Source organism: Dolichospermum compactum NIES-806, from assembly GCF_002368115.1.
In the GTDB taxonomy this organism is placed as follows: Bacteria; Cyanobacteriota; Cyanobacteriia; order Cyanobacteriales; family Nostocaceae; genus Dolichospermum; species Dolichospermum compactum.
In genome coordinates this window covers 704781-721315 of record NZ_AP018316.1, presented here as the reverse complement: position 1 = coordinate 721315, position 16535 = coordinate 704781, and the positions used below count along the sequence as shown (strand labels likewise).

The following is a 16535-nucleotide window of genomic DNA, read 5'->3' as shown; positions in this document are numbered from 1 at the left end:
TCATATCCCCGACTTCTTAAAGAAGTCGGGGATCTTGTTTTTTACCATTCATTCAATGCTGGTAAGCTATTAACAATCTTCACAGTTTCTAAACTGACTCTCACTATCCTTTTGACTAAATCCACTATATAACGGGGATTTTCTGACCAATGGTTAGGGTCATTAATTATGCCACTATCCTTATCTTTGATGACTTTGTACCTTTCCATAATCCATTCTAGGGCTGATTTGCCATTTACTATATATTCGTAGGCTTCTAGGGGAATTTGCGATAGGGTAAGTTTACTATTATAGATGATGATGGTTTTATCTATGCCGTTTTTATTCTTACCAAATACCATTTTTTCCACTCGATAATCTTGGTTATCTAAATATAATTCTTTTTTAAATTCTTCTAATTCATAAGGTTCTATGGTTTCATAGTTGAGATGATAATACGCTAATTCTCTTCCCGCTTTACTGAATGTCCAAAAATCGGCTGTAAAGGGGATTCGTGGTAACATTTTCTTCAGGTCTGACGCAAAGCGTTGTTTATATTCGGGAGAATGTAATACTCCATAAATGTAATAGAATATGTCTTCTTTGCTGATGGTTTTGTCTTGATATTTTTGCTGATATTCTTTGAAGATGCTATCGGGAATGTTTTCTTTTTTGGTGTATTGTTCTGTGGTTGCTGTTGCAAATAGTTCTCCTAGTTCGCTTTGTTTTTCGTAGGTATATAAAGGGAAGGATTGACCAGTATCATGTAAATGTAAATTAGGAATTACATCTGTTATTAAAGCTGAAAAATCTTTACTTGCACCAATTCCAGTGACATAAATTGCTAAGTTTTCTAAATCTTGATTAGGGAAAAAATTGGGTTGATAAAAACGAGAATGAATAAGATCATGATTAAAATATAAATGTTGTTTGCAGAAAGGACGATAAATAGCTGTCCGTAAATCATTAGCATCAAACTTAATGACTTTATTTTTTTCAAGCCCACCTTTTAATCTTCTGGTATCCCAAGTAATAAAAGTTGCATCGTATCTAATAAATTTTTCGACTTGTAAGTTAGAATTTTTTGACTTTGCTTCAAAAAAACGTTCTCTTTCCTGATTATAAAAGCAAATTGTTTTTTGTATATTTTCAGATAAACTATTTTTAGAAAAATTATAAACCCAAGAATCACGGTTAGTTACTACGCCATTGCAACAAACATTAAAAATAGTTTTACTTGATTTATCATTCTTATCACCTAATGAAATAAAACTCTCAAAATCATCATTACGTTGATTAATCCAATCATAATTTTCATTAGGAGTTATTTTTTGCCATGTTATACTAGAAATATCACCCAAAGTTTTAATAATGCTTAGTTTTTCTTCTCGACTTAAATAGTCACCAATATCATGATAAAATAATCTATTTTCTGGTTTTTTATCAGCATTTTTGATTAAGAAAATAATCGCAATGGTAGCACGACTTCCTGAACCAAAAATTTTACCACCTTCTTTTCTTGATAGTTCTCCAGAAGTTCTTTGATTACCTCGCAGATTAAAACAATAAATGCTAGTGAATTCATCTACTAAACATTTTCTCAAGCCATCCATTGCATTACTGTCAATAAATGAACCATTACTAACGAAACAAACTACTCCTTTATCTCTTATTCTATCACTTGCCCAGCGAAAAGCTTTTATATAAGAATCGTATAGCGCCCTTTTTCCCGTACCTTGTGAAGCATAAGTTTCTTCTAATTTTTTTTCTAATAATTCGTATTTAAGATTTTGTGCATTATCATTAACAGATTTTTGTCCAGCAGAATAAGGAGGATTACCAATAATCACAGTAATATCCCTTTGCTTTTGATTAATAACCCGTTGATTATTTTCAGGAAAGATACTTTCTAACAAATAACCTGCATTTTCAAACATTTGAAAAGTATCAGTTAAAACAATCCCATTAAAAGGTTGATACCCCCCCTGACCCCCCCTTAATAAGGGGGGGAAATCTAAGCCCCCCTTTACAAGGGGGGTTGGGGGGTATTGAGTTAAATAATGATAACTTTCCTCAATATTAATTGCAGCAATATAATAAGCTAACAAAACAATCTCATTAGCGTGCAATTCAGAGGTAAACTTACGTTGTAAATCTTCAGGTTTAATTAACCCACTTTGCAACAACCGCACCATAAAAGTACCCGTCCCTGTAAAGGGGTCTAAAATATGCACACCCTCATCAGTTAAACCCACACCAAACTCTTGTTTTAAAGCAAAATCAGCACTTTTAATAATAAAATCTACCACTTCCACAGGAGTATAAACAATACCCAATCTTTCAACCAACCTGGGAAAAGCTGCACGGAAAAATTTATCATATAATTCAATAATTATCCTCTGTTTTCCTTCCGCATTATCAATCCCACTAGCGCGTTCTCGCACACTTTGATAAAACTTTTCTAAAGTCTTGACTTCCTTCTGCAAAGATTGACTTTCTAACACATCTAACATTCTTTGCATCGTCTGAGAAACTGGATTATATTTAGTAAATTCGTAACCTTCAAACAAAGCATCAAAAACAGGTTTAGTAATTAAATGTTGAGATAACATTTCAATAGCTTCATCTGGAGTGACATTAGGATTAATATTTTGATGTAATCCTGTGATAAACTCATCAAATGCTTTTTTCGCTTCCGATTCTGAATTTTCTAATAATGCTTTAATTCGGGAAGTATGAGTATCAGCAATTCTCGCTACATCCTTAGCCCAATCTTCCCAATAACGACGATTACCACATTTAGTAACTATTTTCGCATAAATTGCATCTCGCCATTCTTCAATGGGAAAATTCAATTCTAATTGTTTATAGGTAGATTCTATTTTTAAACTTTGAGAAGAATCACTTTTTTCTTTACCACCTATACCAATAATACTAATTTTATCAGGACGACGTTTATTTAATTCTATCTTATTGATAGTATCATTAAATCTCTCATCATGAGAACGTAAAGCCTGTAAAACTTGCCAAACTACTTTATATTCATTATCCTTTAAAGCAATTTCAGGAGGAATATCTGCCGCAATACTAACTGGTAAAATGATATAACCGTATTTTTTCCCCTCCGCTTTTCTCATCACTCTACCAACGGACTGTACCACATCCACCACTGAGTTACGAGGTGTGAAGAATATCACCGCATCTAACGCGGGTACATCTACCCCTTCCGATAAACACCGCGCATTGGATAAAATGCGGCAAATATTACCCCCCCTAACCCCCCGCTTGTGAAGGGGGGAATGAAGGGGTTCAGCTTTTAACCATTCTAACCTTTCATTTCTTTGTAAAGCGTTCTGTTTACCGTCAACGTGCTGTAATTCACATTGTAAAACTGTTTCATCTTCGGGGTTTAATTTTTGATAATCATTGATATTCTTAGCAAATAATTTTACAATTTTTTCTGAATCTTCAATAGTGCGACAAAACGCAACTGCCCGTTTCATTGGGGTTTTATCTTCTGTATCGTCTCCTTCTTCATCATTAAGAATACGTTTTGCTAAACCATTCCAACAACCAATAATTTTAGCTTTATCATCTAAATTTAATACATACTTTCCATCAGAAATTTGTTGTTGAAAAGTTGCATTAACAAAATTTTTATCTACTGCTAATACCATTACTTTGTAATCACTTAATAAGTCAGCACTAACAGCTTCACCAAAATTTAACCTATGAAACTCTTGACCATAAATATCTTCATCATCCATTGAACATAATAAAACATCATTTTCTTGTGCTTGATTTTTAGCCTCAGGATGATAAATTTTTGGAGTTGCTGTCATGTAAAGACGTTTTTTAGCTTTGATAAAATCTTGATTATGTACTCTGATAAAATAAGATTCATCTTCACCAGAAATAGTTACTCCTGTGGTTCTATGGGCTTCATCACAGATAATTAAATCGAATTGTGGTAAACTTTTTTTCTGTGCATCGGATATAGCTTGAATTGATTGATAAGTGGAGAAAATAACAGTTAATTCTGATTGATTTTTAGATTGAATACTTTGATAGGATTTAATAATATCATCGGCGTTAGTTGTGGGAGGAAAAGCTAAATCATTAACTGTGATATCTGCAACATCATCATTTTTAGATTTTTTCTTATTTTTACCCACATTCACATCAGAACAAACTGCGATACTATGAAAATTAATATCACTTTCCGCTGTCCATTCTCGCAAGGTTTGGGAAAGTAAAGAAATCGAAGGAACTAAAAACAGAATTAAATTATTTTCTCTAGGGAAATTTTCCGCAATTTTCAACGCAGTAAAGGTTTTACCAGTACCGCAAGCCATAATTAATTTACCCCTATCTCCTGTTTCAAACCCAGCGAGAACTTTTTCTAAAGCGGTTTGTTGGTGGGGACGAATTTGTTTTTTAGGTTTAAGTTCTAAATGATCAGGATTTTTTAAACTGAATTTATCCCAATCAATGGGACTATTTTGTAACTCATGAATAGTAGCACGAACAACGGGAATTGTTTGACCATCTAAAGCTGCTTGGGCGTTTTTACTCCATTTTGCAGTAGTAGAAATAATCATGCGTTTTTGAAATAAATTAGTTCCTGAAGCAGTGAAAAATGAATCTATATCTGATTTTTGTAAAGTGTAATCTAAATCATAACATTTACATTGAATAGCACAATAATCTCCAGTATTGCGCTCCACTCCTACTAAGTCAATTCCTGTATCTGGCATATTTCCCCGTTTAGGAAAATCCATCCATAACCAAACTTGGCTAAAATGGTCTTTATAAAAGGGATCAGTTTTGAGATAATTTAACATTAATCGTTCAAATTTATCACCTAAATCACGGGGAGAAGTGGAAGTTTGTCTAAATTCATCTAATACTCTGGTAATAGTCATATTGATATTTATCCTATTTTTTGATTTTATTTGTCTGAATCAGGATTTCCAGGATTTGAGGATTTTCAGGATTGTTATTGATTAATTTGTGCATCAGAATTTAACGATGTTATATCATTATTTAATCTAAATTAATCATCTTTTAGTAAACAAAAAATAACATCCTGTACATCCTATAATCCTGGTTATCCTGATTCAGACAATGAAAATATTAATTCCCGTCCTGTACATCCTATAATCCTAGTTATCCTGATTCAGACAATGAAAATATTAATTCCCGTCCTGTACATCCTTTAATCCTAGTTATCCTGATTCAGATAATATAATAACTACACTTACGTATATATGTAAAGACTTTACTAAGTTAATTTGTATTAACTTTGTATCGAAAGTTATAGAATTGTATCAATTAGATAATATCCCCAACTTCTTAAAGAAATCGGGGATATTTTTAGATTATTTCGCCTATTTCCTTCTTTCCTGTAACTTGCGATAAACTGCCTTTAAATCAACCTGATGATGTGCTAAAGCTACAAGAGTATGATAAAATAAGTCTGCCACTTCACCAGCGATCGCATCGGCATCATCATCCTTACAAGCCATAACTACCTCGGCGCTTTCCTCACCAATCTTTTTCAATATCTTATTATCACCACCAGCCAATAACTTACAGGTATAGGAATCTTCATTAGGATGATCACGGCGATCGCAGATTACCGCAAACAACTGTGATAAACTATCCCCCGGTGGTGCTGTCACCGTGCCATCAACCTGGTGAAAACAACTACGTTCTCCAGTATGACAAGCTACATCACCCAATTGCTCCACCCCAATCAAAAGAGCATCACTATCACAGTCATAACGAATAGTTTGCACCTTCTGAATATGCCCAGAAGTAGCGCCCTTATGCCAAAACTCCTGCCGAGAACGACTCCAAAACCAAGTTTCCCCGGTATCCAAAGTCTTTTGTAACGATTCCTGATTCATCCAAGCCATCATCAGCACCGTACCATCTAAATAATCTTGGACAATAGCAGGCACTAAACCCTTGTCATCGTAGCGAATTTTTTCTACAGGGATAGCAGATTGGAGAGATAGCTGTTCAAAAGAAGACATACCAGTTAATTTACAATAATTCTTTGACTCAAGATACCATTTTCAGCTAATTCTATACCAGAGAAATTCACAAGTAACTTTTCACCCTATTCTAAGATAGAAGCTCAATTTTAATCGCCACTTTATAGGAGATACCCTTGGTAAACACCTCAATTAAAACCACAAAATCACAAGAAATCTTTGCTGCTGCTCAAAACCTCATGCCCGGAGGAGTCAGTTCTCCCGTTCGCGCTTTTAAATCCGTCGGGGGACAACCCATCGTATTTGATCATGTTAATGGCGCATATATTTGGGACGTAGACGGTAACAAATACATTGACTATGTTGGGACTTGGGGACCAGCTATTTGTGGTCATGCTCATCCAGAAGTAATATCCGCACTACACACAGCCTTAGATAAAGGCACAAGTTTTGGCGCTCCCTGCGCTCTCGAAAACGTTTTAGCCGAAATGGTCATTGATGCTGTTCCTAGCGTCGAAATGGTCCGATTTGTCAACTCTGGAACAGAAGCTTGTATGGCCGTATTACGGTTAATGCGAGCCTTTACAAATCGAGAAAAAGTCATTAAATTTGAAGGCTGCTATCACGGACACGCTGATATGTTCCTGGTCAAAGCCGGTTCTGGTGTTGCTACCCTGGGCTTACCCGACTCACCAGGAGTACCCAAAGCCGTCACAGCCAGCACCTTAACCGCGCCTTTCAATGATTTGGAAGCAGTCAAAGCCCTATTTGAACAAAACCCCCAGGAAATCGCCGGTGTGATTCTTGAACCTGTAGTTGGTAACGCTGGTTTTATTACCCCTGATGCTGGTTTCCTCGAAGGACTACGGGAACTTACCCAAGAACATGGGGCATTATTAGTATTTGATGAAGTGATGACGGGCTTCCGCATTGCCTACGGTGGCGCACAAGCCAAATTTGGTGTTACCCCCGACTTAACCACAATGGGTAAAGTCATTGGTGGTGGTTTACCAGTCGGTGCTTATGGTGGTCGTCGTGAGATTATGTCAATGGTTGCCCCCGCAGGTCCTGTTTATCAAGCTGGGACTCTTTCTGGTAATCCTTTAGCCATGACAGCGGGAATTAAAACCCTGGAACTCCTCAGCAAACCCGGTACTTATGAGTATTTAGAAAGAATTACTAAACAGTTAGCTGATGGATTGCTAAAAATCTGTGCAGATACAGGTCATGCTGCCTGTGGTGGTAATATTAGTGCTATGTTTGGGCTATTCTTCACCCCAGGGCCTGTGCATAACTATGAAGATGCAAAAAAGGCGGATACAGGCAAATTTGGTCGTTTCCATCGCGGAATGTTAGAGCATGGTATTTATCTAGCACCATCTCAATTTGAAGCTGGTTTTACTTCTTTAGCACATACTTCCGAAGATATTGAACAAACATTAGCTGCTGCCAAAGAGGTGCTGTCTGGTCTGTAAATAGGTAATGGGTAATGGGTAATGGGTAATGGGTAATAAATTCCTTGTTTCCTGCTGCCTATTACCTACCTACGCCAATTAATTCATAAATCAAATCTGATTGCTATAGAATTGTCCACAGAGCTTTAGGGAATCAAAAAATAAATTCCCCCGTCAACAACCTGGCATAAACTTGAATTTGCTGAGGCACCCTACAAAGGATAAAATTTACGTCACATATTTGGGGAATCTTGTCAATGCGTAAATCCTATATATGTTGTATATGTGGCGATCGCTAAAAAATCCGGCGTTGCTGATTAAGGGTATGAATTTTAGTCTCACGCAAAGGCGAGGCAGCGCGGTCTTGGGGGTTTCCCCCATGAGCGACTGCCGTAGCAAAGACGCACTGAGGTTTGAGTTTTAAAGATTCAATTTGGGAATTTCATACCTCAATATGGCTACGCCACGCAGGCTATCAGCAACGCCAAAAATCCTAACTCATCACTAATCCTTTACTGGCTAACCATTCACTATTAAATATTCGTGATTGATAGCGAGAACCACTGTCACATAAGATAGTCACAATAGTATGTCCTGGTCCCAATTGTTTAGCTAAAGCCACAGCCGCACCGACATTAATCCCCGTTGAACCACCCATTAATAAGCCATCTTTTCTTAATAGTTGATAAACAACACGCAAGGCTTCTGAATCATCAATTTGGATCGCATCATCAATAGGTGCGCCTTCCATATTCGCAGTAATGCGACTATTACCAATTCCTTCAGTAATCGAATTACCTTCTATTTTGATTTCTCCAGTTTTGATATAGCTATATAGTCCACTACCTAAAGGGTCAGCAACAACACATTTAACCGCCGGATTTTGTTCTTTTAGATACATAGCTACACCAGCATAAGTACCACCCGTACCAGTGGATGCCACCCAGCCATCAACTTTACCATCGGTCTGTTGCCAAATTTCTCTGCCTGTGGTCTCATAATGGGCGACACGATTGGCTAAATTATCAAATTGATTAGCCCAAATGGCGTTTTCCATTTCTGCCGCAATTCTACCGGATAGTTTGACGTAATTATTCGGATCTTTGTAAGGTACAGCAGGAACAGGACGAACTTCCGCACCCAAGGTAGTCAAAGCATCTATTTTTTCTTGAGATTGGGTATTGGGAATAAAAATCAAACATTTGTAACCTTTGACGTTGCAAATATGCGCTAGTCCAATCCCCGTATTACCCGCAGTTCCTTCGACTACTGTACCACCGGGTTTGAGGAGTCCTTTTTTTTCTGCATCTTCGATAATATACAGCGCAGCGCGATCTTTGACAGAACCACCGGGGTTCAGAAATTCAGCTTTAGCCAAGATATCACAACCTGTTTCTTCGCTAAAACTGTTTAAACGAATTAACGGGGTGTTACCAATTGTATTAACAAATCCATTTTTGATATCCATTTTGTATCTACCTGAGTTTTTCGCTATCAAATTTTGACATTTCTAGCCATTGTTATGTAGTTTATCTATATTAGCTGCATATCAACAAAAAGCAGGAAAAGTAATTTATTTTGTAGAGACTCAAGAACCATTAGTGGTTACTCAGCAACGAGAGGATTTACAAAGATTACAAAATCAATTTAATCAGTTATTAGCAGAGTTAACAAAAGCAAATATTAGCAGTAAATATCAACCTTATCAATATCAACCTAAACCGGAAAATCCTCAAATACCCAAACAACAAGTTTATACATATACACCTCCAAAACAAAATCCTCCATGTTAATGTTGGGTTGCGTTCGTTAAGCTAAATCATAAGATTTATCAAAGCACAGGAAATATTTTAATGTCATCTTCTGTTTTATTGGAAATAGAATAAGTTTTATTTAGACCTAAATTTTAACTTAAGTAGGTGAACAGAAAAATTTAAAGGTATATGAAGAAAAGTAAAATCACTCAAAACTCTCTTCCTGCTCCCTGTTCCCTTGCCCCAACGACAATTTTTAACGCCCACCTACTTAAATTTCATAATACCAAATATCATCTTGTTTCACCATAATCCGGTGCAGAGAAAGTCTATCAATTAATCCTTCCTGTTCTAATTGTCCCAAGACACGAGTGATAGTTACACGAGTAGAATTGATTAATGTTGCTAAATCTTCATGAGTTAGACGCATATCAATTAAACGTCCTTTCTCTACTTCTGAACCAAATTTTTTGGATAACCATGCTAATAATTGCATTAGCATAGTTTCTACTTTTCTATGACTGCGAATTAGCATTAATTCTTCTGCTTGTTGAATGTGATCAAGCAAAGTATTTGTTAGTTGATTCCAGTCATCTACAGGTACAATAGTCGCTTCTACATTGGTTAAACACTCAATCTGATAGGGTTTCATTGTGGATAGCAGTTCCCCAACTGTATCTCCAGCACCCCATAACCCTAAAGCTACGGTTGTCCCATCTTCTAGGTAGGTATAATTCATCACGAAACCAGATTCTATTCGCCACAAAGCACCTTTTTTACTTGGCAATAGCGATCGCCTGGTAAAATGCTGTTGAGTGTTATTTGCAGATGTTGACAGCTTACCTGTGTATAATGACATCAGTATATATTGTATATTACTATTTTCCGATGTACTAACCGTAGTATACATATATCTGGTGACAAAAAGCTACTGTTTTGGGTTAGGAATTTGTTAATTGTGCCGATTTCTGATCCTTTCTGAACTACCTGTAGGAATTGCAGCGATTAATTTTTGGGTGTATTCTTCTTTGGGGTGGAGATAAATACTTTCAGATGTACCAGATTCCACTATTTTCCCCTGATTCATCACCAAAATGCGATCGCTCAAAAATTTGACTACACTTAAATCATGGGAAATAAAAATGTAAGTTAGTTGAAAATCCGCTTGTAATTCTTTCAATAAATTCAAAACTTGCGCTTGCACAGACACATCCAAAGCTGAAACAGATTCATCACAAATAATAAACTTAGGATTTAAAGCCAAAGCGCGAGCAATACAAACCCGTTGACGCTGACCACCAGAAAATTGATGAGGATATTTTTTCATATCACCTGCACTTAAACCCACCCGTTCCAACAATTCCACCACCCTAGCTTGTCGCTGTTGTTTCGAATTCCCTACCCCATGAATCAACAGAGGTTCTACAATCGCTTCCCCAATTTTCATCCGGGGATTGAGGGAACTAAAAGGATTTTGGAAAATAATCTGCATTTCTCGTCGTAAATGCTGCAAAGTTTTCCCAGTCAAGTGCGTAATATCCTGTCCATTAAATAATATTTTACCGCTCATCGGTTCGACTAATCGCAGCAAGGTTCTTCCTAAAGTAGTTTTACCGCAACCAGATTCTCCCACCAATCCCAAAGTTTCTCCCGGAAAAACATCAAAGGAAACCCCATTTACAGCCTTATGGTAACGTTTTGTACTGCCGAATACTCCCCGGACTGGAAAACCGACTTCCAAGTTACTAACGGTCAACAGCGGTAGTTGTGAACGAATATTTGCTAATCTGGCGTTCATCTCTTCCCCAGTAATTTCCGCTGGTTGTGCAGGTTCTTTAGTCTGAATTGTCACTTTTCCAAATTCATCTTCTGTCACATTCATGTAGTCAGAAACAGTCAGTAGTTTGTGGGGACGACGATTCAGACTAGGACGACAAGCTACAAGTCCTTTAGTATAAGGATGTTGGGGGTTATTAAAAATTTGTGTTGCTGCACCATATTCAACAATTTTACCTTTATACATTACCGCTACTTGGTCAGTAATTTCCGAAATTAAACCCAAGTCATGGCTAATAAAAATCATTGCCATATTGCGACTTTGTTGCAGTTCATATAACAATGCTAGAATCGTTGCTTGCACAGTCACATCTAAAGCTGTAGTTGGTTCATCAGCAATTAACACAGATGGATTACAGGAGATAGCCATTGCAATCATCACCCGTTGCAATTGTCCGCCAGATAGCTGATGAGGATATCTTTCCAACATAGCTTCTTTGTGTTCTTTCACCAACTGTGCCAATTTAAAACTACCGGGTGCAGACAAATCATGATCAAGATACTGTTCCTCAATTTGCTGATCACTAGGTAAAAGTTTAACTTCTTGCAACCCGGCGATCGCAATTCTTTTTGCTTCAATTGCGTTCACATTTTGATGGCGCATAATAGCTTCTTGCAACTGAAACCCGATACTATAAACCGGATTTAAAGAACTCATTGGTTCTTGAAAAATCATCGCAATATCACCACCTCGATAAAGCTGCATTTCTTCCGGTGATAATGCTAATAAATCCAACGGTTGTCCACTTGTCCGAGAAAATAAAATTTCCCCTCCACTCACTTTTCCCGGATATTGCAACAAACCCATAATTGCTAAAGCCGTAACTGACTTTCCACTTCCCGACTCTCCCACTATTCCTAAAGTCTCACCCTGATGTAGCTGAAAGCTAATATCATCAATAGCTTTTACTTTACTGCTATCACTGATAAATTCAACTTGTAGATTGCGAACCCCTAAAACTATTTCTTTCATAACACCAATTACCAATTTACAACTTCCGCAAAACATCTGGTAGCAATTGTCCTGGAAGTTTAGACAAAGCTAAATTTTGTCCTTGAATTCCTAACTCATTGTGAAAAGTCCGAATTGTGTTAACAATATAACCGATTGTTGTTTGATAGTTTTCTGTTTTTGTATCAAATCCACTGAGCGCGTGTAAATGATTTTCTAAAGCAGCTTCTAAATGTTGAGACAGTGTTTTTTTGTCACCATTAAAAGATAAATTTGTCACTAAATCATGATGAGCTAATCCTAAATTATTGTGTGTCACATATAAATCAAAATTTAAAGGCAGATTACTAAATGAGTGAGCTATATTCACAGTTTCTTCATAGGCATTAATACATAATTTTATGAGTTTTTGTTGATCTTCCTTTGTTGTTTGCGGCTGATTTGCTAGATGCCAGTAAGCAATACCCAGATTATTTTGAGTAGCAGCATAGGCTTGGGGAACATCAGCAGATGTCCGATATTTTAGTGCTTCATTATAAACCTGAATTGCTAACTGGAGATTTTCTACTGGTTGTTCATACTGGGAAAGATTCCAATAAGCCGTACCAATATTATTTTGAATCATGCCATATTTTAGGGGTTCATCTGTCGGTTGATAGTGAACAACTGCTAATTTATAAGCAGCGATCGCCCTTGTCAAATGTTCCACAGGCTGATTATACTGTCCTAGATGCCAGTAAGCCGTACCTAAATTATTCTGACAAGCAGCATATTTTAAAGGTTCTATATCCTCCTGTCGGTAACGCAACGCCTCATCATAAGCCGCAACCGCCAAATTCCAGTTTTCCACCGCGTCAGCAAACTTAGCCAAATCACCATAGGCAGTTCCCAGGTTATTTTGAATACGAGCATAACTTTCCGGCTGCGTATCACCAGCAATTAACTTGACCGCTAACTTATAAAAATCTATCCCTTGCTGAATATAAATCTTTGCTTCTTCAGAATTATCAGGGATACGGTGCAACATCCAGTAAAGAGTCCCCAAATCATTCAAAACATCTGGAAGTTGTGGAGAACTTTCATCATAACTAACAGCCTCCTGATAGGCTAGAATTGCTATCATTAAATTTTCCGCCGTTGCTTGTCCTTGCTCAATCTGCAATCGGTAGAAATTCCCAAGATTCTGATAAGCTATCCCTAACTCTTCTCCCTTAGCCTTTTGAATATGTAGCTGTCCAATTTCCCCAAGTATTTGTTGAATTTGATCACTATCATCAGCATTTATTGTTGCCTTAATTAATCCTTGCAACTCCTGATTAATATGAGATAAGGCAAATTCGCCCTGATTCTTGGTAATTTGAGGACAGGGAACAGGAGATTGTTCTGGTATTTCTGTGATTAAATCTGTAGTTGTCGTTAAAGGTAAATCAGGATTATTTGTGGCTTTGATATCTGGAGAAATTTTTTCCTCATTCACAATTAAATAATCTAAATTTTCTCGTTCTAAACTACGGGAGTCAGCCACAGCCTCCGAATAACCCCTATTATCTATAGTTGGTGTCGGTTCTCCCTCAAATACAAATACACCCGTGCGACAGTGCCAAAATTTGGGCGCTGATTGCTGAATTGCCGACAACCAAGGACGAGAAACCCAAAATAACAAACTAGATTCTAAAAAACGACTAGATTCATCACCAGATAAATGTTTTTCACTTAAACGGAGATAATTCAAAAACAAACGTTGGACTGCGACTGGTTCTTTAGTCAGCATTTCCACCCCCACAATCTGAAATCCTGGAATTGGTAAAGGACGACCAGGATTCTCTGTTGAACCTCCAACCAGTGGAGGTGGATAATTAGCTAACCATTGGTTAATTTGGGCGATGGGATTAGGATCACTTAAATTTAAGCGTATTGTCACCAATCTGGGATAGGCTGGTGTACTAAAGTCTCCCACATTGGCTCGTTGATATAAAACCTTGCCCACTGGATAAGCAAGGGTTGAGTGCAGGCGTGCTGCTATCCGGTTTCTTAAATGTAAATCATCACATATAGCAAATAAAATTTGTCTACGTAAACCCAGACTCAGAGCAAGTTTTAGGCGTTGATATACTTGCCGATTCAAACCAATGTTTTCTGTGTGTACGGTTTCATTCACGCTTGTATTTAGTTGGGTTTTAGCCCTTGTTTCTGTATACATCCCGACTGAATAAATTAAATATTAATGTCACATCTCATAATTTGGATTTTCACGGAGATGCTTTCTTTTTCAGGATGAATCAAGTTTTACGGGCTAGAATATCAAAAAAAGACTATCATTATACTTCTGTTTACCTATTCTAGCAAAAAATCAGGCTCTTGATCAAAATAAGAACCTGAAATCAGGAAAGGCTAATATTTAAAGGGCAGTTTTCCAATTAGCTAACATTAGAGACAGTGAAAGCGACAAAAATTACCCCTCCAATTAAAAGCAGTGCTGCAATTCCTAAGATAATATAATTACGCTTTTGAGAGTTTGTTGGTGGTTCAGCTTGATAAAGCTTGGGTTCTTTAGCAAAGTTATTGAGAAGACCACCCTCTTCGTTTGTGTAAGGCATGAAGTGATTCCTTATTATCTTTCTTTACTTAATGTTAAATAAATTTTACAGCACTCTCATAAAAATAAAAAAATAATTACATGAATCTACATTTCTGGTATTTTGATTTATCTCTTGACAAAATAGACAACTCATGCTTAATTTTGTGCTATTCTATTTTACCTAACTGCTAATTCAGGAATAGAATTCATTCCTAATTGAGTGCAAAGTTCAGTTACATGATTATTTAGCATAAAATTTTTGTTACACTGTCAATAGTTATCTTATATTTCTGAATCTCAATCAACAGTAAACCAAAATTATGCAAAGAATTTCTATAGAAAATTTTGGATCAGTGAAAAAATTTGAGGCTGATGTTACGGATATAATGCTGTTAATTGGACCCCAAGCAAGTGGTAAAAGTACAATTAGTAAATCTATTGTCCTATTTAAGTCTCTGAAAGATGAAATTCTTAATTATATATATATTAATGCTTTTGAGAATCTATTATCATTAAATTACATAATCAGAAAAATTCTCACATATTTTGAAATTCAACTGGATCATGAAGGATCTAGTGTAAAATATCAATATTCAAATAAAAAATATATAACAGTTTCTAGTTCGGAAACATATAATCTGGAAATCAAAATTAGTTCAACACTTGAACAAGAATTAAATCTGCTAATTACAGAAATTTTAAATTACAAAATAATTTTTCAAGAACAACAAAATAAATTTAAATCATTAGAAGAATTACGAGAAATAGAATCAGATAAAAGATTACAGTTTAAAAATTTTAAATCACGTATTGATCAAATATTTGAGGAAAAGCACTCATCTGTATTTATTCCTGCTGGGAGAAGTTTGATGTCTACATTAACAGATCAACTTCAAGAAATTAAAAATCCAGATACATTAGACTATTTTACCAAATCTTTTGTAGAGAGAATTAATCTATTAAAAACTTACTTTACTGATGACTTAAATACTCTCATTCAAAATAAAGATATCGCTTTAAATCTAGGTGATGATTTATCAAGACTATTAAAAAAAATATAGTAAAAGTTGGATTGATCCTGATCGCATTTCAGCTTACTTTATCTCAGAAAATGGCTATGAATCAATTATTGATGAAGAACTAAAATTAATTCAAGCGGAAAAAATAGATAGTGCATCCAGTATAATTAATGACAAATTTAATGACTTGTTCAATCTGGATGAATAACTATGTGTAACGATTTTTTTCGAGAAAGTGAATGTCAGGAATTTTGTGATTCAAGAAAAACCATAGTTGTCAAAGATTATGGGAATAAACAAGAGTATAGAGTCACCAATAATAACGGTAAAGAAATTTGTAAGATTAAGGTTGATGGGTGCTTAATTAAAGAATCTGAAAGATGTGATTACCTAATCTTGTCCTGTGAAGATAAATCAGCGTTTTTTGTAGAGTTAAAAGGACATGATTTAAAAAAAGCAATAGGACAAATAGATTCATCTCTAACTAACCTAATGACTGAAATAAAAGAATTCAAAATTTATGCACGCATTGTCTTAAATAGAAATCCAACTCCTGATAAATATCATGGGTAGTTCTCCACAGCATTTTCATATAAGAAATATCATCAACAACAGGCACTTTTTTATAGAAATGAGGATCGAAGCCTCTAGCTTTCATTTCTTTAGCATAAATATAACCTAAATTTCCTTCGGGAAGTTTGCTTAATTCATCTAAATTTATGGGTTTAGGTAGCCATCTTTCTGTAAATAAAGAGTTGATTTCAGGATCTTTTTTCAGTTCGTCTACAGTTAAATGTGCTATTTCTGTTTGGTCAAGTGCATCTTCAAAATCAAAGAAGTCTGTTTCTGGTTTATTTGGAAATTTAATAGATTAATAGCATCTTGCCAAAGTGAAGAATTTATAAAATAACCAAGTTGGGTTTTACTATTATCAGCCATAGATTATAAAGTTTCGATATTG

Annotated in this window: 11 protein-coding genes and 1 pseudogene; 4 read left to right on the top strand and 8 right to left on the bottom strand. The window is 35.9% G+C overall.

The features are described 5' to 3' along the window. Window positions 1-41: 41 nt before the first annotated feature. Both CA730_RS03310 and hisIE read right to left on the bottom strand, forming a co-directional pair. A complete protein-coding gene (locus CA730_RS03310; protein ID WP_096663944.1) occupies window positions 42-4904 on the bottom strand; it encodes a DEAD/DEAH box helicase in 4863 nt (1620 codons plus the stop codon). 465 nt (window positions 4905-5369) lie between these two features. Next, window positions 5370-6020, bottom strand: a complete 651-nt coding sequence (gene hisIE / locus CA730_RS03305) for a bifunctional phosphoribosyl-AMP cyclohydrolase/phosphoribosyl-ATP diphosphatase HisIE (RefSeq protein ID WP_096663941.1) — start codon at window positions 6018-6020, stop codon at window positions 5370-5372. Window positions 6021-6157: 137 nt separating this feature from the next. Here hisIE and hemL point away from each other — a divergent pair, with 137 nt between their 5' ends. Further along, the gene (gene hemL / locus CA730_RS03300; protein ID WP_096663939.1) at window positions 6158-7456 is read left to right on the top strand and encodes a glutamate-1-semialdehyde 2,1-aminomutase; all 1299 of its coding nucleotides are present in this window, start codon (window positions 6158-6160) and stop codon (window positions 7454-7456) included. 472 nt (window positions 7457-7928) lie between these two features. Here the strand turns inward: hemL and CA730_RS03295 are convergent, their stop codons facing one another. After that, a complete protein-coding gene (locus CA730_RS03295) occupies window positions 7929-8903 on the bottom strand; it encodes a cysteine synthase A (protein ID WP_096663936.1) in 975 nt (324 codons plus the stop codon). A 49-nt stretch (window positions 8904-8952) separates the two neighbouring features. On the opposite strand from CA730_RS03295, the gene CA730_RS03290 reads away from it, so the two are divergent. Then, the gene (locus CA730_RS03290; protein WP_197705495.1) at window positions 8953-9228 is read left to right on the top strand and encodes a hypothetical protein; all 276 of its coding nucleotides are present in this window, start codon (window positions 8953-8955) and stop codon (window positions 9226-9228) included. Between the two features lie 232 nt (window positions 9229-9460). Here the strand turns inward: CA730_RS03290 and CA730_RS03285 are convergent, their stop codons facing one another. The 4 genes from CA730_RS03285 to psb34 form a co-directional block, all read right to left on the bottom strand. Next, a complete protein-coding gene (locus CA730_RS03285) occupies window positions 9461-10048 on the bottom strand; it encodes a Crp/Fnr family transcriptional regulator (protein WP_096663933.1) in 588 nt (195 codons plus the stop codon). A 93-nt stretch (window positions 10049-10141) separates the two neighbouring features. Further along, window positions 10142-11998 carry an ABC transporter ATP-binding protein gene (locus tag CA730_RS03280; protein WP_096671253.1) on the bottom strand — a complete coding sequence of 619 codons (1857 nt, stop codon included), beginning with the start codon at window positions 11996-11998 and terminating at the stop codon, window positions 10142-10144. A gap of 16 nt (window positions 11999-12014) precedes the next feature. Continuing rightward, a complete protein-coding gene (locus tag CA730_RS03275) occupies window positions 12015-14177 on the bottom strand; it encodes a tetratricopeptide repeat protein (protein ID WP_096663931.1) in 2163 nt (720 codons plus the stop codon). A gap of 217 nt (window positions 14178-14394) precedes the next feature. After that, window positions 14395-14574 (bottom strand): photosystem II assembly protein Psb34, encoded by a 180-nt coding sequence (gene psb34 / locus CA730_RS03270; protein WP_096663929.1) that lies wholly within the window; start codon window positions 14572-14574, stop codon window positions 14395-14397. A 301-nt stretch (window positions 14575-14875) separates the two neighbouring features. On the opposite strand from psb34, the gene CA730_RS03265 reads away from it, so the two are divergent. Beyond that, window positions 14876-15616, top strand: a complete 741-nt coding sequence (locus tag CA730_RS03265; protein WP_231939961.1) for an AAA family ATPase — start codon at window positions 14876-14878, stop codon at window positions 15614-15616. 168 nt (window positions 15617-15784) lie between these two features. After that, a complete protein-coding gene (locus tag CA730_RS03260) occupies window positions 15785-16147 on the top strand; it encodes a hypothetical protein (protein ID WP_197705494.1) in 363 nt (120 codons plus the stop codon). On the opposite strand, the pseudogene CA730_RS03255 reads toward CA730_RS03260, so the two are convergent. Next, window positions 16131-16409: pseudogene (locus CA730_RS03255) on the bottom strand (Coq4 family protein); the annotation flags it as partial. The gene CA730_RS03260 and the pseudogene CA730_RS03255 sit on opposite strands and share 17 nt — an antisense overlap. Between the last annotated feature and the right edge of the window lie 126 nt (window positions 16410-16535).

Bases quoted from the DNA above. Each gene is read 5' to 3' on its own strand.
- CA730_RS03295 (WP_096663936.1), bottom strand. From the start codon at position 8,903: ATGGATATCAAAAATGGATTTGTTAATACAATTGGTAACACCCCGTTA.
- CA730_RS03265 (WP_231939961.1), top strand. From the start codon at position 14,876: ATGCAAAGAATTTCTATAGAAAATTTTGGATCAGTGAAAAAATTTGAG.
- CA730_RS03310 (WP_096663944.1), bottom strand. From the start codon at position 4,904: ATGACTATTACCAGAGTATTAGATGAATTTAGACAAACTTCCACTTCT.
- CA730_RS03280 (WP_096671253.1), bottom strand. From the start codon at position 11,998: ATGAAAGAAATAGTTTTAGGGGTTCGCAATCTACAAGTTGAATTTATC.
- psb34 (WP_096663929.1), bottom strand. From the start codon at position 14,574: ATGCCTTACACAAACGAAGAGGGTGGTCTTCTCAATAACTTTGCTAAA.
- hisIE (WP_096663941.1), bottom strand. From the start codon at position 6,020: ATGTCTTCTTTTGAACAGCTATCTCTCCAATCTGCTATCCCTGTAGAA.
- CA730_RS03285 (WP_096663933.1), bottom strand. From the start codon at position 10,048: ATGTCATTATACACAGGTAAGCTGTCAACATCTGCAAATAACACTCAA.
- CA730_RS03260 (WP_197705494.1), top strand. From the start codon at position 15,785: ATGTGTAACGATTTTTTTCGAGAAAGTGAATGTCAGGAATTTTGTGAT.
- CA730_RS03275 (WP_096663931.1), bottom strand. From the start codon at position 14,177: ATGTATACAGAAACAAGGGCTAAAACCCAACTAAATACAAGCGTGAAT.